The organism is Leeuwenhoekiella sp. H156 (genome assembly GCF_052218455.1).
Lineage (GTDB): Bacteria > Bacteroidota > Bacteroidia > Flavobacteriales > Flavobacteriaceae > Leeuwenhoekiella > Leeuwenhoekiella parthenopeia.
Genome location: NZ_CP197499.1, coordinates 4,318,656 through 4,339,185 on the forward strand (window position 1 = coordinate 4,318,656; position 20,530 = coordinate 4,339,185).

At 44.9% G+C, this 20,530-nt stretch carries 14 protein-coding genes; 7 read left to right on the forward strand and 7 right to left on the reverse strand.

The annotated features are described in order from the left end of the window. Positions 1–3 precede the first annotated feature (3 nt). Positions 4–2,016, reverse strand: coding sequence for a cytochrome c biogenesis protein CcdA (locus ACSSS3_RS18195; protein WP_442845836.1), 2,013 nt, complete (start codon positions 2,014–2,016; stop codon positions 4–6). After that, positions 2,009–3,325 (reverse strand): tRNA lysidine(34) synthetase TilS, encoded by a 1,317-nt coding sequence (tilS, locus tag ACSSS3_RS18200; RefSeq protein WP_442845837.1) that lies wholly within the window; start codon positions 3,323–3,325, stop codon positions 2,009–2,011. The genes ACSSS3_RS18195 and tilS overlap by 8 nt, the downstream gene beginning before the upstream one ends. A gap of 153 nt (positions 3,326–3,478) precedes the next feature. On the opposite strand from tilS, the gene ACSSS3_RS18205 reads away from it, so the two are divergent. Beyond that, positions 3,479–5,194, forward strand: coding sequence for a SulP family inorganic anion transporter (locus ACSSS3_RS18205; protein ID WP_228229379.1), 1,716 nt, complete (start codon positions 3,479–3,481; stop codon positions 5,192–5,194). 876 nt (positions 5,195–6,070) lie between these two features. On the opposite strand, the gene ACSSS3_RS18210 is transcribed toward ACSSS3_RS18205, so the two are convergent. Further along, positions 6,071–7,024: a lipid A-modifier LpxR family protein gene (locus ACSSS3_RS18210; RefSeq protein ID WP_442845838.1), complete on the reverse strand. Its 954-nt coding sequence runs from the start codon at positions 7,022–7,024 to the stop codon at positions 6,071–6,073. Positions 7,025–7,138: 114 nt separating this feature from the next. Here ACSSS3_RS18210 and ACSSS3_RS18215 point away from each other — a divergent pair, with 114 nt between their 5' ends. From ACSSS3_RS18215 to ACSSS3_RS18225, 3 genes are all read left to right on the forward strand, one after another. Continuing rightward, positions 7,139–8,023, forward strand: coding sequence for a sterol desaturase family protein (locus tag ACSSS3_RS18215; protein WP_442845839.1), 885 nt, complete (start codon positions 7,139–7,141; stop codon positions 8,021–8,023). Positions 8,024–8,162: 139 nt separating this feature from the next. Next, a complete protein-coding gene (locus tag ACSSS3_RS18220) occupies positions 8,163–11,252 on the forward strand; it encodes a SusC/RagA family TonB-linked outer membrane protein (RefSeq protein WP_442845840.1) in 3,090 nt (1,029 codons plus the stop codon). Between the two features lie 3 nt (positions 11,253–11,255). Next, positions 11,256–12,740, forward strand: a complete 1,485-nt coding sequence (locus tag ACSSS3_RS18225) for a SusD/RagB family nutrient-binding outer membrane lipoprotein (protein ID WP_442845841.1) — start codon at positions 11,256–11,258, stop codon at positions 12,738–12,740. On the opposite strand, the gene ACSSS3_RS18230 is transcribed toward ACSSS3_RS18225, so the two are convergent. Together ACSSS3_RS18230 and ACSSS3_RS18235 are read right to left on the reverse strand one after the other, a co-directional pair. Then, the gene (locus tag ACSSS3_RS18230) at positions 12,737–13,789 is read right to left on the reverse strand and encodes an aminotransferase class I/II-fold pyridoxal phosphate-dependent enzyme (RefSeq protein WP_442845842.1); all 1,053 of its coding nucleotides are present in this window, start codon (positions 13,787–13,789) and stop codon (positions 12,737–12,739) included. The genes ACSSS3_RS18225 and ACSSS3_RS18230 overlap by 4 nt on opposite strands. Further along, positions 13,786–14,796: a dipeptide epimerase gene (locus ACSSS3_RS18235; RefSeq protein ID WP_442845843.1), complete on the reverse strand. Its 1,011-nt coding sequence runs from the start codon at positions 14,794–14,796 to the stop codon at positions 13,786–13,788. The genes ACSSS3_RS18230 and ACSSS3_RS18235 overlap by 4 nt, the downstream gene beginning before the upstream one ends. Before the next feature lie 132 nt (positions 14,797–14,928). On the opposite strand from ACSSS3_RS18235, the gene ACSSS3_RS18240 reads away from it, so the two are divergent. Next, positions 14,929–16,269, forward strand: a complete 1,341-nt coding sequence (locus ACSSS3_RS18240; RefSeq protein ID WP_442845844.1) for an MBL fold metallo-hydrolase — start codon at positions 14,929–14,931, stop codon at positions 16,267–16,269. A gap of 5 nt (positions 16,270–16,274) precedes the next feature. On the opposite strand, the gene ACSSS3_RS18245 is transcribed toward ACSSS3_RS18240, so the two are convergent. Further along, positions 16,275–17,060 carry a transglutaminase family protein gene (locus ACSSS3_RS18245; RefSeq protein ID WP_442845845.1) on the reverse strand — a complete coding sequence of 262 codons (786 nt, stop codon included), beginning with the start codon at positions 17,058–17,060 and terminating at the stop codon, positions 16,275–16,277. A gap of 647 nt (positions 17,061–17,707) precedes the next feature. Here ACSSS3_RS18245 and ACSSS3_RS18250 point away from each other — a divergent pair. Together ACSSS3_RS18250 and cydB are read left to right on the forward strand one after the other, a co-directional pair. Beyond that, complete coding sequence (locus tag ACSSS3_RS18250) at positions 17,708–19,090, forward strand: cytochrome ubiquinol oxidase subunit I (protein WP_442845846.1); 1,383 nt, start codon at positions 17,708–17,710, stop codon at positions 19,088–19,090. A 10-nt stretch (positions 19,091–19,100) separates the two neighbouring features. Continuing rightward, positions 19,101–20,138, forward strand: a complete 1,038-nt coding sequence (gene cydB, locus ACSSS3_RS18255; protein WP_442845847.1) for a cytochrome d ubiquinol oxidase subunit II — start codon at positions 19,101–19,103, stop codon at positions 20,136–20,138. Here cydB and ACSSS3_RS18260 read toward each other — a convergent pair. Further along, complete coding sequence (locus tag ACSSS3_RS18260; RefSeq protein WP_442845848.1) at positions 20,135–20,509, reverse strand: hypothetical protein; 375 nt, start codon at positions 20,507–20,509, stop codon at positions 20,135–20,137. The two genes, cydB and ACSSS3_RS18260, sit on opposite strands and share 4 nt — an antisense overlap. Positions 20,510–20,530: the final 21 nt, after the last annotated feature.

A 20,530-nucleotide genomic window follows, 5' to 3' on the forward strand; every position in this document is an offset into this window, starting at 1 on the left:
AAATTAATTCGTGTAAGCACCTATGCCCTCTTCAAGCCAGGCTTCAAATTCGTCAACATCGGGAGTGTAACCCACCGGTTTATTCAGTTCTGTTTCCGTTTTGGGATCAAGCAACACATAATACGGCTGCGCGTTGATCTGGTATTTTCTAATTTGAAAATCACTCCATTTATTGCCCACCGTCTGAATGCGTTTTCCGGTGGTTTCACTAACGTACTGTTCGTCTTCCGGTAATTTTTCCTTAAGATCTACAAACAGTGAAATCAGCACCACATCCTGTTGCAATTTCCCTAAAATCTGAGGTTCACCCCAAACGCGTTCTTCCATCTTGCGGCAGTTTACGCAGGCCTTTCCTGTAAAATCGAGTAGTACGGGTTTGTTTTCCGCTTTCGCGAAAGCCAAACCGGCTTCATAATTGGTAAAGGTTACAAGCTGATAGGGTCCTAACTCGGCCTCTTCGGGCAACTCGCCGTCCGGAAGGGCAGATCCTCCTTTGGTATACCCCACGCCGTAAGGCGACTCGCTGTAATTCATAGGAGGCGGAAAGCCGCTGATGAGTTTTAAAGGAGCTCCCCAAAGACCCGGAACCAGGTAAATCGTAAACGTCAGCGTAAAAAGTCCCAGAAGTAGTCTTCCCGTGGAAATATGAGGTAATGGTGAATCGTGAGCTGTGGTAAGTTTTCCAAACAAATACAGGCTCAATCCTATTCCCAGGGCAATCCAAATCGCCAGAAATACTTCACGTTCCAAAATATGCGCCTGTAAAACCAAATCGGCATTCGACAGAAATTTAAAAGCCAGCGCCAGTTCTAAAAAGCCTAAAACCACTTTAACCGAGTTGAGCCATCCGCCGGACTTCGGTAGCGAATTCAGCAAACCGGGAAACAGGGCAAATAACGCAAACGGAATCGCAATGGCCAGCGAAAAGCCCAGCATACCAATAATTGGCGCCAAACCTCCTTCTGCAGCAGCCTGAACCAGCAGCGTACCCACGATAGGGCCCGTACAACTGAAGGAAACAATCGCCAGGGCCAGTGCCATAAAAAATATACCGATGATTCCGCCGCGATCTGCCTTACGGTCAACGGCATTGGCCCAGGAGTTGGGCAACATAATCTCAAAAGCACCGAAAAAAGAAATGGCAAAAACCACCAGCAATGCAAAAAAGATCAGGTTAAACCAGACGTTTGTAGAAAGTGCATTCAGGGCATCTGCGCCAAAAATCGCAGTAACGATGGTGCCCAGTAAAACATAGATTACCACGATAAAGATTCCGTATAAAATCGCATTGCGGCGACCCACGGCCAGATTTTTACTTTGCTTGGTAAAAAAGCTTACCGTCATTGGTATCATCGGGAAGACGCAGGGCGTTAGTAACGCCAGAAAACCCGAGGCAAAGGCTACAAAAAAAAGCGTCCACAGGTCTTTTTGCTCTTCCTGCTTCACGACTTTTTCAACCGGCTCAATCTTGTCTACTTCCTTTTCGACTTCGCTGGCGGTGCCAAAAGATTCAAAAGCATTAAAATCGGCTACCACCGTGCCTTTCTTGTTTTCGAGATCAAAAACAATGTATTTCTCCTCGTTGATGCATACTTCCTTACACACCTGATAGGTCAGAATGAGTTTGACCAATTTGGTATTTTCATTCTTTAGCGTGATGTCCTGAGTTATTGTGGCCGTATCAGACCAAAAAGTTTCATCCACCTCAAAAATATCGCTGTACACCACTTCGGTTTCGCTTTCTTTAGCCGGACCGTCTAATGTGAAATCTTCACCGGCCTTTAGAAACTCGAGGGCTAAGGGAATTGGCCCGGCAGGATCGGTAAACTGGGAGTAGATGTGCCATTCGGGTTCTATCTGCGCCTCCAGAATCAATTGGTAATGCGTGGCATCCTGTTGTTTTACTTTGGCCTCCCAGGTAGCGGGATTCTGTGTTCCTGATCCGGGTACAAAACCCTGAGCCTGTATGGCTAAAACAGAAAAAAAGGCAATAAGATACGTAATGTGCTTAATCATAATGAGCAGTTATTTTTACAAAACGGGTGGTAGCTTGTGTCACTTTAAAACGATCGTCGCTGCGTACATTAACAACCCAGATGATTTCATCGCCGGAACACACCACCCAAACGGCTTCTTTCTGAACCGCAGAGTATTTTAAATCTTTAAATAGTTTACTAAGCTTCTTCTTTTTGCCCTGCATCCCAAAGGGATAAAACGCATCGCCTTCCTGCCATTTACGCACGCGAAGCGGATAGTGAAGCAAGCTAGCGTCAAAAATAGCCTCGTTTGGACTACAATCCTCAAAATTTTCAGGCTTTTGCAGCACGAGCGTCAAACCGGGCAGGGCCAAAAGGCTGTCTTCAGAATCTAATTCATAAACCTGCTGCGTATCGGCTTTCAATTCGGTAAGAATTAAAACATCGCGGTCTTTGATCAGCCGGTAATCACCCGAACTCACATATTTACCGGACTGCGCGTCTAGCAGGGCATAAATGTCGTCCCAGGCGGTAAAGCCAAAACCCTTCAGCAATTGATACAAAACCGCTTTGGTATGCGGTACTTTCTTCAATTCGGTTATGCTCAGGTCATAACCTTTAAAAGACTGATTTACAATTTTCGAATATAAAAAGGCCGTGTAATCCTCAAGTAAATCCTGAGATTCCCGAAGATGCGCCAGTGTATTTTGAAATCCGTTTAAAAAATTGGCATTCGCTTCCGTCAATGCCGGAATGGCGTGATGCCGCAGGTGATTGCGCAGGTACTTGTCTGAAGCATTGCTGCTGTCTTCGCGCCAACTTATGCTTTGCTCTTCTGCATAGGTTTTAATTTGCTCACGCGAAAAGTTTAAAAGTGGCCGCACTACCCGCCTGTTGGTTTCCGGAATTCCGGTTAGGCCGTCGATGCCCGTTCCCCTGCCCAGATTGATGAGGAAGGTTTCCAGATCGTCCTGCGCATGGTGCGCCGTCAGGATGTATTCAAAACCGTGCCGGTTGCAGAGCTCTTCAAACCAGGAATAACGCAGTTCGCGCGCAGCCATTTGAATGGAAATCTTTTCCGCTGCTGCGAAGGCTTCGGTATCAAACGCCTGAATAAAAACAGGTTTGGAGAAGCCGGAAGCCAATTCCGATACAAAAACGGCATCGGCATCGCTTTCGCTTCCGCGTAGCTTAAAATTGCAATGCGCAATGGTAAAATCAAGCCCGGTTTCCTGACACAGATGCGCAAGCACCGTGCTGTCGAGACCACCACTAACCGCCACCAAAACGGGTTTGTCTTTCAAAAACGAAAACGTGGAATCAATAAGCGTGGCAAAAGCTTTTTTCATGGACCCCAAATATACAATTTTAGCCGGGTGCACTTTTATTTAGCAATTGGGATTTATGCGCTCTAAGTCTAAAGTGCTATTTTTAGCTTTGTAACTCAGGTTACCGGTCAACAGCCCGGCGTCAGTTAATTTTACAGTCTTAAAAAACGAAATTTGAAAGCTTACTTCCCCATACTCACCTGGCTGCCGCGCTACAAACGCACCTATCTTTCCGGCGATATCTCTGCCGGGCTTACGGTAGGCATAATGCTTATTCCGCAAGGTATGGCTTATGCGATGATCGCCGGCCTTCCTCCTGTTTACGGACTTTACGCTGCCCTGATTCCCCAAATCATCTATGCGATTATGGGAACTTCGCGGCAAATCGCGATTGGTCCGGTGGCGATGGACTCGCTTTTGATCGCTTCCGGTCTGGGAGCGCTTTCGATTTCGGGGATTGAGAATTACATCGCGATGGCAATTTTCCTATCCTTATTTATTGGAACGATTCAGGTTTTACTGGGTTTCCTGAAAATGGGGTTTCTGGTCAATTTTCTGTCTCGCCCCGTAATCAGTGGCTTTACCTCGGCCGCAGCACTTATAATCGGGATCAGCCAGCTGAAGCATTTGCTGGGCATTTCCATAAGCAGTAACAAAACCCTGCCCATTCTTAAACAAACTTTTTCGCAGCTAGACCAGATCAATCCACTGGCAGTGGTAGTAGGTCTCAGCGGAATTGGAATTATGCTCCTGCTCAAACGCATACACAGTCAGATTCCCACAGCGATTGTGGTGGTTATTCTGGGGATTGCTTTGGCTTATTTTACGCCTATCACCGATTATGGTCTGCAATTGGTAGGTAAAATCCCTGAAGGGCTTCCCGGGTTTCAGGTGCCTGAAATTCCCTGGTCTGAGCTGGGCCAACTCTTCACTCTGGCGCTGGCTATGGCGCTCATCGCCTTTATGGAAGTGGTTTCTATAGGCAAAGCCCTTGAAGAAAAAGTGAAAACCAGCAGGCTTGTTCCAAATCAGGAGCTTATTGCGCTGGGTACCGGCAATATCGTAGGCTCGTTTTTTCAGTGTTATCCTACCACGGCGGGGTTTAGCCGTACCGCGGTTAATTTTCAGGCAGGGGCTAAAACAGGCGTGGCAGCATTAATTAGTGCGGCTTTGGTAGGGCTTACCCTACTCTTTCTAACTCCGGTTTTTTACTATTTGCCTAATGCCATTCTCGCTTCAATCATTATGCTGGCAATCACCAGTCTGATCGATTTAAAATACCCGAAAGAACTCTACAAAAATCAAAAAGACGAGTTTGCCCTGCTCATCGTAACCTTCTTGATTACTCTGTTCGTGGGCATTCAGGAAGGAATTATTCTGGGCGTGCTGTTCTCCCTGCTGCTTATGGTGTACCGAACTTCAAAGCCACATATGGCGGTTTTGGGGCAGATTAAAGGCACCACCTATTTTAAAAACGTTAACCGTTTTGCAACAGACATCATTGAACGTAAGGATATTCTGGTGGTACGCTTTGACGCCCAGTTATTTTTCGGCAATAAAGATTATTTCTACAGCGAGCTCAATAAACACATTATGAGCAAGGGACCTCAGCTAAAAACCGTAATCATCAATGCCGAAGCCATCAATTATATCGACAGCAGTGCGATTTATATTCTTAAGCATTTGATTTTAGAGCTTCGCGAAAAAGATATCCAATTGATGATTGCAGCCGCAACAGGCCCTACACGGGATATTCTCTTTAAAACCGGAGTGACCGAAATGCTGGGTCCTGAAAATCTGTTTGTTCGTGTTGTTGAGGCGGTAGAGTTTATTGATGGCATACACCCCCGCACCGAAATTGAAGACCGGGTATCCCGGCAGTCGTTTTGAGTTTGGAATTTCCGTTTTCCGTTTTCCGTTTTCGGTTTTCGGTTTTCGGTTTTCGGTTTTCGGTTTTCTAATATCTTAAACAAAAGTTGAATCGTGTAAAGGTTTAACCGTTGAATCGTATTGTTCAAACACTTCTCACCTCTTACCACTCACCTCTTACTTTTTACTTCCCGGTTTTCCGTTTTCCGTTTTCGGTTTTCTTAAGCTGTTAAAAATAGTTGAATCGTGTAAAGGTTTAACCGTTGAATCGCATTATTTAAACACTTGCTCAACATTTACCACTCACCTCTTACTTTTAATACAAGTTTTCTGTTTTCTAAAGTTGTAAACAAAAGTTTAATCGTGAAAAAGTTTAATCGTTGAATCGTATTATTCAAACACTTCTCACCTCTTACTTTTTACTTCCCGATTTTCGGTTTTCGGTTTTCGGTTTTCGGTTTTCGGTTTTCGGTTTTCGGTTTTCTTAAGCTGTTAAAAATAGTTGAATCGTGTAAAGGTTTAACCGTTGAATCGCATTATTTAAACACTTGCTCAACATTTACCACTCACCTCTTACTTTTAATACAAGTTTTCTGTTTTCTAAAGTTGTAAACAAAAGTTTAATCGTGAAAAAGTTTAATCGTTGAATCGTATTATTCAAACACTTCTCACCTCTTACTTTTTACTTCCCGATTTTCGGTTTTCGGTTTTCGGTTTTCGGTTTTCGGTTTTCGGTTTTCGGTTTTCTTAAGCTGTTAAAAATAGTTGAATCGCATTATTCAAAAACTTCTCAACTCTTACCACTCACCTCTTACGTTCTATTAAAAGTTTTCCGTTTTCTGATTTTGAAAAAGCTGCCGACTGAGACTGAAAACTGTAAACGGAACTCCGGAACCCTTAATTAAACTTATACGTACCGGCGACGATGATGAAGCGATGCGGTTTGTTGCCTTCGATTTCGCCTTCAGTGTAATTCCATTTCATCCCCAGCGTATAGCGTTTACTGGCAAAAAAGAGTCCGATATTCCCGTTAAAAATACTGTGATTCACGAGGTCTTGAGGTACTACTTTCACCCCGTTTGCATCGGCCTTTTCTATGGTGGCATTATAGGCCGAAAAGTGCATATTCACCCCGGCTTCGAGGAAAAATTCGGTTTCTCCCCTGCCGAACAAACTTTGCTGCCGGGCTACAGATTGGGAAATGGGCAAAAATTTACCGATACGAAAATTAAGTCCGGCTTCGGCAAAATTAAAGATCGTACCTGCCGAAGCGCGCCCGAGTGCATAGAGACTAAACCAATCCTGAGTAATTAAGTCCTGAGCATATTCTGCCCGGATATTAATCCCAAAGGTATTGGGAATCTGATTCTCCCAGTTGTCTACAAAAATGTCTTTCGAAAAATACTCGTGTATAAAATTCTGAATTTCCCCGGCCTGAACCGCCGGTCCCAAAATACCCAGATCGAGCTTAAACTGCACATAAGACTTTTCAAACGCATAATTGGTCGCAAAATCAAAATAACCCCAGCCGGCATAGGGCTGCCGGGTTCGTACAATTTGAAACGTCCTGGCATAGTCGGGCGTATAAGCCTGTACGTGAGCCCCTATCCCGTGACTGAAGGCTGTTTTCTGCGGAAAAATTTTGGAAAGGAAATTTTCATTTAAAGGCTTCCAATTGAACGCAGCGTGAATGCCGTAGGTATAATGCCAGTCTGTACGTGCCCCAAAAACGGTAAAATCATTATCGTGACCCAGCAGGATTTCGTAACGATAACCCGGGGTTTCCTGAGCTTTTACTACAAAATTCAAAAGCAGGACCGCAATGAAAAATATCCTTTGGCTAAGGTTCATTAGGGGAATCTAAAATAGGGACACAATAACACATTTCACAAATGCTTCAAAAGCAACATTCAATTTGTAACGCTAGTTACGTAATTCTTTTGAAATGCTTACGACCTTTGTTTTATGAATGACTACTTAAAAATCATCAGCGATTCGTTTACCGGTTACTTCAAGTATCTGGTTGATGAAATCACCAATCCGGGCTGGACCAATTATTTCTACTGGTTGCTGGGGCTTTCGCTATTGGTTTTTACTTTAGAAGTGGTCATTCCCTGGCGGAAGAAGCAGTCCGTTTTCAGGAAAGGATTTTGGCTTGACGCTTTTTATGTGGTGTTCAATTTCTTCCTGTTCTCGCTTATAGGTTACAATGCCCTTTCAAACGTGGGCGTGGCTTTGTTTAATGATTTTCTGGGTCTTTTTGGCGTCATCAATATCGTAGCTTTTGAGGTAAACACGCTTCCGGTATGGGCGCAATTGCTGCTGATGTTTGTGATCGCCGATTTTATACAATGGAATGTGCACCGACTCTTACACCGGGTGCCCTGGCTGTGGAAATTTCACCAGATACATCACTGCGTGAAGGAAATGGGTTTTGCTGCGCAGTTTCGCTTCCACTTTGTGGAAACTTTAGTCTATAAAAGCATACAGTACATTCCGCTGGCGATGATAGGCTTTGGGATCGAACAGTTTTTTGTGGTGCATATGTTTGCCGTATTTGTAGGGCATCTCAATCACGCCAATCTGGACTGGAGTTACGGGAAGCTGGGCTATATTTTCAACAATCCGCGGATGCATATTTGGCATCACGCCAAAGAATTGCCACCGCAGCATCGTTACGGGATGAATTTTGGTCTTACGCTCAGCATCTGGGATTACCTGTTTAAAACCGCTTATGTTCCGCATAGCGGAAAAGACATCGAAATCGGTTTTCACGGAGATGAGCAGTTTCCGGAAGATTTTGCCGGGCAGGTTAAATATCCGTTTTCTTCATCCCAACGGGATTCATAACCCTAGGAGTCTGGCATAGAATATTTACTATTTTAACAACTAAAGGTTTTATTTTATCCAGTTTAGCGACAAACTACATCAAAACACGCGCGTATTAGTATTTTTTTAAGAACTTTAGTATAACTAAACAAAATATCTTATGAAACAACTAATACTGGGAATAGTGTTCCTATTCTCCATTGTAATGGTCCAGGCACAGGCTATTACGGGAACCGTGACTGATGGTTACGGCAATCCCTTTCCGGGTGTTTCGGTCGTAATTGCCAACACCAACAAAGGAACGACAACCGACTTTGACGGAAAGTACAGTATAAATGCCTCAGAAGGCGCTGTACTTCAATTTTCGTATTTGGGTATGCAAACCCAAAACATCACCGTAGGCAGTGATACGGTTATTGATGTTCAACTACAGGAAGATACCGAGCAGCTTAATGAGGTCATTGTTAACGCTTTGGGAATTAAAAAAGAAAAGCGCGCCATAGGCTACGCTGCGCAGGAAATAAACAGCGAAGAGCTCAACCGTAACAGCGACAATGATGTATTGGGCGGTCTCCAGGGTAAAGTTGCGGGGGTAAACATCACCAATACCAGCGGTGCTGCCGGAGGGGGTTCAAACATCATCATCAGGGGGATTACTTCCCTCAATCCCAATGCAAACAACCAGCCTCTTTTTGTAGTAGACGGAATTCCTATAAGTAACGACGCACCTACCGGCAGCATTTTACCCAGTACAGGCTCTAATGCTCCTTCAAGTTCTGAACAGTTTTCATTTACTAATCGCGGTGCCGACTTAAATCCGCAAAACATCGAAAGCGTAAGTATTCTAAAAGGTCCGGCTGCAACTGCGCTTTATGGTTTACGCGGAGCTAACGGAGTGGTCGTGATCACTACAAAAAGAGGTTCGCAAAACGGTTTGCGTTTTGACGTAAAATCTACGGTAGGATTTAACGAAGTAGGTAAAACACCCGAATCACAGGATAAATACCGCGAAGGATATTTTCAGGAAGTTGTTTCTACCGAAAATCTAAATGCTCCCACAGGCTATACGTATGCCGATGGATATACTTTCGGTTTTTGGAGTTATGGCCCCGAATATGGACCAGGTGACCGTAACTACGACAACTTCAGAAATATGTTCCGAAAAGGTTTTGTTTCTCAAAATACCATAGGAATTAACGCCGGAGGCGAAAACGCTTCGCTTTACGGTTCTGTAGGCTATTCCAAGGAAGAAGGAATCGTTCCCAATACCGACTATGAGCGTAAAAACATCAAATTAAACGGAACTATCAACATTACCGATAAATTCAATATACAGCCGTCTATCACCTATATCAATGCCGGTGGAAATCTGGCGAATGGCGGTGACAAATCGGTTATGAGCGCACTATCCTACTGGACGCCCACGATAGATGTAAACGACTATTTATTGCCTAACGGTGAAGAAAAAAACTATACCGTAGGCACCACCGATAACCCCCGCTATTTTGCTGAAAAGAGTTACCTCAACAGCGAATTGAACCGTATTCTGGCCAACGCTAAGCTGGCCTACGAGTTTACAGACTGGTTTAATGTTTCGTATCAGCTTGGGATTGACAATTACTACGACAAGCGCTATCGTTATGTACCCGGAGACGTAGACGTAGGTAGTGCAACAAATGGTTTTATAGTGCGCGAAGGCATCAATTACAACGAGATTACTTCAAACCTCTATGCGAATTTTCAAAAATCATTTAGCGAAGATTTTAATGCCAGCTTATTGCTAGGGAATCAGATTTCGATCATTGATCTGGACCGAAACACCAAACGCGGCGAAGGCCTTGCCGAGGGCGGAAGACTAAACAATTATTTTGCGGCTACTAACTTTTTTGAAGATATAACGGGTATTGAGCGCCGTATTGTAGGTCTTTTTGGAGATCTCCGCCTGGATTACAAAAACAGCCTGTTTCTGAATATTACCGGACGTAATGACTGGTCCTCTACACTTCCTAAAGCAAACCGAAGCTTTTTTTATCCATCGGTAAGCTTGAGTTACGTGCTATCACAAACACTTAAAGATACCGGTAGTTTGCCCGGTTTTATCAGCTACGCAAAATTCAGAGCTTCTTATGCCGAAGTAGGTAAAGATGCCCCTGCGTATACCGGAGTGTATTATGATCAACCTACAAATTTCCCGTTCGGAACTGTTGATGGCGTATCGCGTGAGAGCGGCGGTGCATCAGATAATCTGGTACCCGAACGTACAAAGGGTCTTGAGGTAGGAACTGAGCTTCGCTTTTTCCAGAATCGCCTGGGCCTTGATTTAACACTGTACAAACAAAACAGCTTTGATCAGATTTTACCCGTACCTGTAGCTCAATCTTCAGGCTTTAACACCTTTGTACTTAATGCAGGAGAAATAGAAAGTAAAGGCCTTGAAGCCCTTATAACCATTACTCCGGTTAAAACTAAAAATTTCAACTGGGATCTTACGGTCAACTTTTCTAAAGTAGATACTGAGGTTCTATCGCTTCCTGATGGAATTGATGAAATCATCTTTGCCGACTCCGGTTTTGCAGGAGTTATTTCTAAACTGGAAAAAGGAGGGTCTATTGGTGATCTTTATGGCTACGACTGGACTCGTAATGAAAACGGGGAGCGTCTTATCGGTTCTAACGGACTACCCAGCATAAATACCGGCGAACGGGTAATTCTGGGCAATGCCATGCCAGATTGGCTCGGTAGCATTCAGCATACATTCAGTTATAAAGGGCTTTCACTGTCGTTATTGCTTGAACGCAAGCAAGGAGGTGATCTATATGACAGCAGCCTGCGCAACAGTATTCGCAACGGAAATATCGCTATTACTGAAACCCGATACCAGGATATTATAATCGATGGTGTTTTGGCCGATGGAACACCAAATAACATCCCTGTGCTTGCAGATCAGGACTACTACCGAAACTCGACCGCTTTTAACCGGGCACCCGAACTTATGGTACAGGATGCGTCCTGGTGGCGTTTGCGCAACATCACGCTCAGTTATGAATTAGGTTCTAAAATTACAGATCAGTTACCTTTTGACCGGGTGAGTTTTAGCGCTACGGCAAACAATCTTATTCTGACTACTGACTATAAAGGCTATGATCCCGAGGGCTCCCAATTTAGTGCCGGAACCAATGCCTATGGCTTTGCCGGGCTCAACATCCCGAACACGAGATCCTATCTCTTTTCTGTAAATCTTAATTTCTAAACGATGAAAACACTAACACGATATACCCTGGTATGTGCAACGGCGCTTTCGCTAACCGGTTGCGATGAGTTCCTGGGAGACAATATTGACCCCAATAAATCCGGATTAGAGGAGCTGGCACCACAGGATTTAATGCCTACGTCTATTTATTATACCAGTTCTGCGCATTACAATATTGCTTTAGGAATGTGCCAGTATTCACAGCAACTGGCAACGTATTTTCAGCAAAATACCGATGCTCAGGAAGAAACCCAGCTCGCAGGCGGCTGGTCGAATATTTACTTACAAGCCCTTCCCGATATTCAGACTATGCTTGAGCTTGCCGAAAGCCAAAACCTCACCGGCTATCAGGGTATTGCAAAAGTACTCCAGGCTACAAATCTGGGGCTGGCAACAGATAACTGGGGCGATGTACCCGCCTCTCAGGCAACACTAGGCGAGGGCGATTTTTCTCCGGCTCTTGATGCTCAGGAAGCTGTTTACGAGCAGATCAATACCCTACTTGATGAAGCAATCGTATTGCTGGGACAGAACGACAGCTCAGTTGGCAGTGATGATTTGATTTATGGCGGTGATCTTAGTAAATGGCTAAAAACGGCTTATTTTCTTAAAGCCAAATACAGCCTGCACCTTACTGAAGTAGATCAGGATTCAGCAGTAAGCGGTGCACTCAGTGCCCTCTCTTCTTCTTTTACCTCAAATGAAGATGATTACGAACTTGAATACAATACCCGAAACTTCAATCCCTGGTATGCAGGAGTAGTCTTGCCAAACAACACCGGTAACTTTTCGGTTTTACTTAATGATCAGCTTATCAGCGCTATGGATGGTACCCAATTCCCATTTGCGACAATTGATGAAGATCCGCGTATTCCGTTGATTTCAAGTATTGGAAGTAGTGATACTGATTATTTGGGAGCCATCAGCGGCACCGGTGGGGCTTATCAGGTTGATCCGCGTATCGCAGCAACAGCCGATCTGGGAGCCGAAGATTTTTATTCGGCGCAAACAGCTCCGATTATTTTAGGAAGTTACAGCGAACTTAAGTTTATAGAGGCCGAAGCGCGCTTTTTACAGAATGGCGGAACACCTACCTCAACCGGAAGTACTACAGCAGCCTATAACGCTTATTTAGCAGGTATCGCTGCTAATATGGATAAAGTAGGCGTTTCAGCTGCTGACAAGACTGCTTACCTCGCTGATGCTTCAGTAGCTGTGGGAGCTTCGAATTTAACTTTAGCCCTGATTATGCGCGAAAAGTTTATCGCAACCTTCCTCAATCCCGAATCTTTTGTGGATTTGCGTCGCTATGATTTTAGTACGGCTGTTTTTCCCGGGCTAAGCCTTCCGGTAGATCAAAACCCTGATATTGCAGGACGCTGGGTGCGTAGAGCTCAGTATCCCTCATCAGAGCAGACCCGCAACGGTGATGAAGTCGCTAAGGTTATGCAGACGATTGATACCGGTGTTTGGTGGGACAGGGACTAAGTGCTGAAATACCGCTTCAACACTCCTAGCAGATGATCCAGATCTTCACGGGTATGAAGCGCAGTAATCACAATGCGGGTGAGCCGGTTAGCACCTCCTCCCGCATATTCAAAATCAGTTACAATTATCTGATGATCTTTTAAATAAGTAACCAGACGCCTGTCACTGAAATTGAAACCGGCGTGCCCCGGATTGAATTGAAAAAACTCCGGGTTTTTCAGATCTTTTAGAAAATAAGATACGTTAGCCTTTAGCTTTTGATGCTGAAGGCTAATGTGTTTTACAGCACTTCCTAAAGTTGCAACCGCCGCAGGACTGGCCGGACTCGCCCCGGCAAAAACCGGGCGTTGTCTGATTGCTTCCATACGATCTGAACTGCCCAGAATAAACCCTGCGGGAGTGGCTAGTGCCTTAGCCAGCGAACCGCAAACCAGCACGTCTTTGGCTCCTAAAGCCTTTAAACTTGCATAGCAGCCGCTTCCCTCCTCGCTCACCACACCTATGCCGTGGGAATCATCTGCAACCAAAATGAGTTGATCTAAAGGCAGACTTTTTAAAAAGGCATAATCGGGAAAATGATCTGATGAAAAAGAGATGCTGTCAAATAACAAAACCGGCGGTTTCGATGTTTTCTTTTTGAGGTAATTGAGAATGGAAAACCGTAAGTCTTCAAGTGCTTCAAACTGAAAATCGGAAGCCACTCGCAGCGCCGCGTGACTTCCGGGAAAGTGAAATAAATCATAACCCGCACTCCCCAGATAATCCCTTAAAATCTGGCCTGCCATAAACCCCGACGATGTGGTCAAACAGGCTTCGGCACCCGTAAATTGGGCAAGGACCTTTTCGGTTTTTTCGTAAAGACCGATCTGTACATTACTGTTGCGGGAAGCGCCGTGACTGCTTCCGTAATGCAGAATGTTTTCAGCAAATGTCTTCAGAAAATCGGGATGTGTTTGCAAACCCAGATAGGAAGTTCCGCCAAAATAGCGGTACTCCACACCATCGTGAGTAAACACGCGACCGGGATTGTGATTCAGCAGAAAACTCATAACAATTCAACTCCGCTGCCGCCGGTTGTCGGAAAAATTACCTTTCCGCCTTCCAGAATTTGAACCCCCGTGGCGATATCTTCTTTCAACAGCATCGCGCCATCCATATCCACATAATCCAGTTGGGGCAATAATTGGGCAATTGCCGAAATACCCACGGTAGATTCGGTCATGCAACCCACCATCACTTTAAGGCCCAGACTTTTGGCCTCTTTGATCATTCGAAGTGCCGGGGTAAGACCGCCGCACTTGGTGAGTTTGATGTTGATGCCATCAAAATAACCGGCGCAGCGCTTTACATCTTCCTCAACGATACAGCTTTCGTCAGCGATTATGGGCAAAACGCTTTCAGCCTTAAGCGCTTGGAGTCCGTCCCAATCGTCTGCTTTTAAGGGTTGTTCCAAAAATTCAACCCCAAGTTCTTTGAGGGCTTTGGCGTTTTTGATTGCTGTAGCCGCATCCCAGGCGCAGTTGGCATCTACCCGAAAAACCGCATCGGTATGTTTACGGAGTTCGCTTACGATTTGCACATCATCGGGCGTTCCCAGTTTGATTTTATAAATAGGCCAGGGCATTTCCTGCATTTTCTCGAGCATCTTTTCTATGGAAGCCAGGCCAATGGTATAGTTGGTTATGGGATAGTTTTGGTTAGTGGTTCCCCACAATTCAAAAAGCGGTTTGTGCTGAAGCTTTCCGTAGAGGTCGTGAGCCGCAAGGTCCAGGGCGCAAATGGCAAAATTGCTCAGTTTACGTTCCACCAAAAAACTGTGGAAGGCTTCCGGCGTTTCCAAAACAAAGCCTTCAAGTTCCGTGCGAATCGCCTCTATTTCGGCCTGCATACTTTCAAAAGTGATCTGGTAATAAGGGTTGGAGGTAGATTCCCCATAACCGGTCTTCCCATCCTGCGAAAGACAAACCACCAGACTGTCCTGAAAATCATGAGATTCACGGGAAATGGTAAACGTATGCTTTAAAGGGAGTTGGTATTTTTTTAAAGTAAGTTGCATAAAGGTTTGCTGTTTGAGCTAAAATTAAGCATATATAGCATTTTACATCGTCCAATACGTGTAAATTCCCTTTGTATCAAAAGTTACAGCCATCCTAACCTAAAGCTTTTAATTTCGTATAAAATTTCAGCTATGCTTATTAAACAATTTGAATATAAACCACTGGCCCATTTCTCCTATGCCATTTTAAGCGAAGGAAAAGTAGCTTTGGTTGACCCTGAGCGTGATCCTGCGCAATACTATGCTTTTGCCGAAGAACGCCATGCGCAGATCGTAGCCGTATTTGAGACCCATCCTCATGCCGATTTCATCAGCAGTCATCTGCAGATACATAAAGAAACCGGTGCAACGATTTATAACAGTGAAAAGACCGGTGCGGGCTATACGCATCAGCATTTTGATGAAGGTAATCACTTTAAAATGGGAAGCATCGCTTTTACCGCTTTAAATACACCGGGACACAGCCCGGACAGCATTACGATTGTAGCAAAAACGGAAGACGAAACCGCATTATTTACCGGTGACACCCTATTCATTGGGGATGTAGGCCGTCCTGACCTGCGTGAAAAAGCCGGAAACCAGACCGCGAAACGCAGGGATCTGGCCAAAGCGATGTTTCAGACCATAAGCACAAAATTTAAGAATCTGCCCGATGGGGCGATGGTTTATCCTGCCCACGGTGCCGGCTCGCTCTGCGGTAAAGGTATGAGTGCCGATCAAACCAGCAGTACTTTAAGGGAACAGCGGGAAACCAACTGGGCGTTCAAAATGAACGAAGAAGAAGCATTTATCAATCAGTTGCTTGATTCACAACCTTTCATCCCGCATTACTTCGGCTATAACGTAGATCTCAACAAAACAGGGGCCCCTTCCCTGAGAAGCGCTGTAGCCGATATTCCCTTTAATCTGTTTGAAACCGAAGTTAATGGCGATGCTTTGGTTGTTGATACCCGCGATGAAGCCGTTTACAAAAAAGCACACAAGCGCAACAGCATTAACATTATGGCCGGTAAGGAGGCTCATAAATTTGAAACCTGGCTGGGTGCCATTGTGAAGCCTGAAGAAGAATTTAGTGTGGTGGTCGCTAATGCTGCAGCAGCTCACGAGGTTTTAAACCGAATTGCTAAAATAGGTTATGAAAGTCAGGTAAAGCGGGTCATTACTTTGCAGGAACCTACCGGAGTACGCTCTTCCAAACTGGATTTGGAGGCCTTTAAAGCCAATCCGGAAGCCTACACCGTAGTTGACATCAGAAACCGCAGCGAGACCGAAGCCGGAACATTCTTTGATCACGCGCTTACCATCCCCCTTCACGAATTGCGGGAACGCAGCGGCGAAATCCCTACTGATAAACCCATTGTGGTGCATTGCGCAGGTGGATACCGCAGTGCGGCCGGTAGCAGCGTGCTCGAGACTGCTTTAACTCAGGCTAGGGTCTATGATCTGGGCGACGCGGTAAAAGACTTTCAGTAGGGTTACTATTCCACTTTTTCAACCCAAACCTGCTGGTCAATCGGGAAAACTGAAGGCCCAAATTGGTTAAAAACGGCAACATCTGCAGCATCTTTACCCAGACCGAGAATGACATAACCACCGGTGGTAGCCATTTGCGTGGCATCAAAAGTGTACCAACGGTTTCCGACGTAGGCTTCAAACCAGGCGTGCATATCCATAGGCTGTAAATTGTATAGGTAGCCAACCACAATCCGGGCCGGAATACTGAGACTTCGGCATAGGGCTATGCCCAAATGAGCGAGGTCTCTGCACACCCCGTATCCATTAGTGTTGACCTGAATTGCTGATAAAGGCTCATTATTGCTGCCGGGTATGTATTTGATATTAGACCGCAACCAGTTTGTAATCGCGGCTACCTGATTGTATCCCAAGATCTCACCCTGGGTGATAGACACCGCCAGTTCGTTAAAACAATCAGACTCGCAATACCTGCTGGGCAATAAGTAACTGAGCACCGAATCGGGTAAATTCTGAATTTCTACAAACTCGGCTCCATAAGCCTCATCCGTATAATCTGAGGTTACGACAACGGAAGAAGTCGTGATTGAGAACATACCGCAGGGAGCCGTTAAACGCTGACAAAGATTGCCGTAATCATCTGTAAATTCATAAACCGGCGTGCCCGGGTCGATCTCATATTCCTGTTGTTCAACCCACTGCTGGCTTCCGCTACGCGGTCTCAACATTAAAATAAACGGTGTGGGCGTGGCAATCTCAAATTTTAAATTACAACCTGTTCTTAGACGCATAGGTAAAAATTAAAGCCGGATTAGTAAGCGTTGGTTCGGTTTTTAAATCGATATAAATCAGTACTAATTTCGAATAAAAGCGGTGCTTTAGGAAGGTAAATCCAACTAATTTTAAATAATTAGCACATTCCTTAAAAGCTGACTTTTAATTGAATAAAAGACAGAAAATAGCCTTCACGCTACAACATATTCATGTTTTGTTTGGTTGATCTTCCAATCCCAACTTCTACATCCGTTAGGGAAATTCAACCCCACATATTTTTCAGTTCAAAAAATCTCCTTATCCTGACAAGGTGTTCTTATTTATTTACGAGGTAACAGGACTTTTGCAGGCTTATAGTAAACTACCGGAAAAGGTAGCGCCAGGGATTCATCTTTTACGATTCGGAGCGTATCAAACAGCCGAAAACAAACGTTTTTATTCCGGTTTTATTTTCATTTTAAAATGAAAGACATTTAACACTAAAAGCCTTGTGCTTGCTGGGCTTATAAAGCTTTTGGGTCGTAAATTTACTCGTGAATTAAGGCGGAATAAATCTGGCTTTGATTCGAAAAACTAAAAATGCCTTCGGGCCTGCCCAAAGGTAGTTTTGCATATTAAACTGGCTGCGTTTTTAATCCTTTCGCGGCTGCGAAAACTGTAAAAGATGGATACCGAATTACTTGCCCGAATCCAGTTTGCCTTTACCATTGCCTTTCATTACATCTATCCGCCTCTAAGCATCGGGATTGGCCTGCTGATGGTCTTTTTTGAAAGTATGTTTATCAAAACCAAAAAAGAGCAGTATCACATTCTGGCCAAATTCTGGACAAAAATCTTTGCGCTTACTTTTGGTATTGGGGTGGTTACCGGAATTGTGATGGAGTTTGAATTTGGTACCAACTGGGCGACCTACTCGCGCTATGTGGGTGATGTTTTTGGCAGCGCACTGGCAGCTGAAGGCATTTTTGCTTTTGCCCTCGAAAGCGGTTTTCTGGGCGTGTTGCTTTTTGGCTGGAACCGCGTTAAGCCCTGGGTGCATCTGGTATCAACCATTGGGGTATTTCTGGGATCTATGTTTAGCGCCATCTGGATCGTGGTGGCAAACAGCTGGCAGCAAACCCCGGCGGGCTATCACATTGTGGGTGAAGGCCTGAATGCCCATGCTGAGATCACCGATTTCTGGGCGATGGTTTTCAATCCGTCTAGTGTAGAGCGCATCATGCACGTTTGGCTCGGTGCCTTTTTAGCAGGCGCTTTTTTGATACTGAGTGTTCACGCCTATTATATTTTAAAGGGGCGTTATGTGGCGATCTCCAAAAAAGCCTTTAAAATCACCTTGATTGTGGCCACGATAACTTCCCTTGGGCAGCTGGTTGCCGGTCACGCAAGTGCAGACGGGGTTGCCAAAAATCAGCCCGCAAAGCTTGCTGCGCTGGAGGGACATTTTGAAACGAAAGCTCCGGCAGATCTATATCTTTTCGGCTGGGTAGATAAGGAAAAACAGGAAGTTACCGGCCTGGCGATACCCGGCGGACTTTCCTTTTTGATAGATCAGAACTTTGAAACGCCGGTAACCGGGCTTAATGCCTTCCCTGAAGAAGATCGCCCTTCGCAAATTAACGCGGTGTTTCAGTTTTACCATCTTATGATTGCCATTGGTATGTTTTTAATAGCCCTGAGTCTTTATGGCTGTTATTTATTGTGGCGCAAAAAACTATTTGAAAAGCGCTGGTTGTTGTGGGTATTTGTGTTTACGGCTTTGCTTCCGCAGATCGCCAATCAGGTAGGCTGGTTTGCCGCCGAAATGGGCAGACAGCCCTGGGTGGTTTATGGCCTGCTGCGCACAGATCAGGCTTTTTCGCAGGCGGTGTCAGCCAACCAGATTTTGTTTTCGCTGATCCTGTTTATGCTGGTGTACAGCCTGTTGTTTGTGCTGTTTGTGTACCTGCTGAACAAAAAAATAAAGCACGGCCCTTATGAGGAGTCTGAGGAAGATGACGACAACCGCCCGCTTACTAAAGAAATTTCAAAAGCAGTAACCGGTTAAAAAACAGATTATGGAAACATTTTTAGGATTAGACTACCCCACCTGTTGGTTTTTGGTTGTAGGCGGACTTTTTTCGGGCTATGCCATTTTAGACGGTTTCGATTTTGGCGCGGGTGCCTGGCATCTGTTTTTTAAAAAGGAACAAAGCCGGCGTATCGCGCTCAATGCCGTGGGGCCGGTTTGGGATGGTAATGAAGTTTGGCTGGTGATTGGCGGCGGGGCGCTCTTTGCGGGTTTTCCGGTGATGTATGCCACCCTGTTTTCGTCGCTTTATGTACCCTTTATGCTATTTTTGGTTTTTATCATATTTAGAGCGATTGCTATTGAATTTCGTGGCAAAGAACCGATGTTATGGTGGCGCAGGCTTTGGGATGTGTGCTACAGCATTTCGAGCATTATGCTGGCGTTTTTATTGGGAGTCGTTTTAGGCAATGTGCTTCAGGGAATCGCTATAGGCCCCAATTTTGAGTACGCGGGATCGGGCTTTTTTGAATTTTTAAATCCGTATGCGCTGATGACCGGTGTTACGACTTTGACACTATTTATGGCGCATGGTGCCATTTATTTACTGCTAAAGACCGAAGGCCGACTTTTTGCCAAGCTTACCTATCTGCTCAAGAAAGGCATGATCTTCTTTATGGTAAGTTTTGCCATTACCAGCCTGTATACACTATTGTACATTCCGCATCTGTCTGATGATTTTAAGAGCAATCCCGCGCTGTTTATCGTGCCCCTGCTCACCTTTATGAGTATCGCCAATGTACCGCGCCTCGCCAGCAAGCGCAATTATAAAATGGCGTTTTTCTTCTCCTCACTTACGGTAAGCCTGCTTATGGTTCTGGTGGCCATAGAATTGTATCCCAATCTGCTGTTTTCAACTCTGGACCCTAAATACAGTCTGGATATTTACGAGGCGGCTTCGTCCGATAAATCGCTGGGCATTATGTTGCTGTTTGTAGCTATTGGCGGTCCGCTTGTGCTGGGCTATACTTTTTTTGTCTACCGAACCTTTAGAGGCAAGGTGCAACTGGATGATCACAGCTATTAACGCATATACTCCTGCCACGCTACGATAAGGTATTTTTCCTTTCCGTTTTTCTTAAGGTCTAGAAAGCCGTAGTCGTAAACAAAGAGATAGACATCGCCCTGCGTGTTTTTCCAGTAGTGGGTAAAAAACCTGGGATTGAAGCCTTCGCTTTGTAATTCTATTTTGGCAAGCGTAGTATAGCCGCTGCGGTTATGCGCCTTAAGAATCTTTCGGTTTAGTTTGAGCTGGCGGTCAACTTCCAAAAAGAAAACGTCTTTTTCCCGGCGCTTTTCGTATTGCTGAATAGACTTGCATTTCACCGAACAGAATTTTTTATCAGTACGCCCTTTTAGAGGTTCATCACATACCGGACATAGTCGTATAGTATTCATTTACAAACGCATATTATGCGA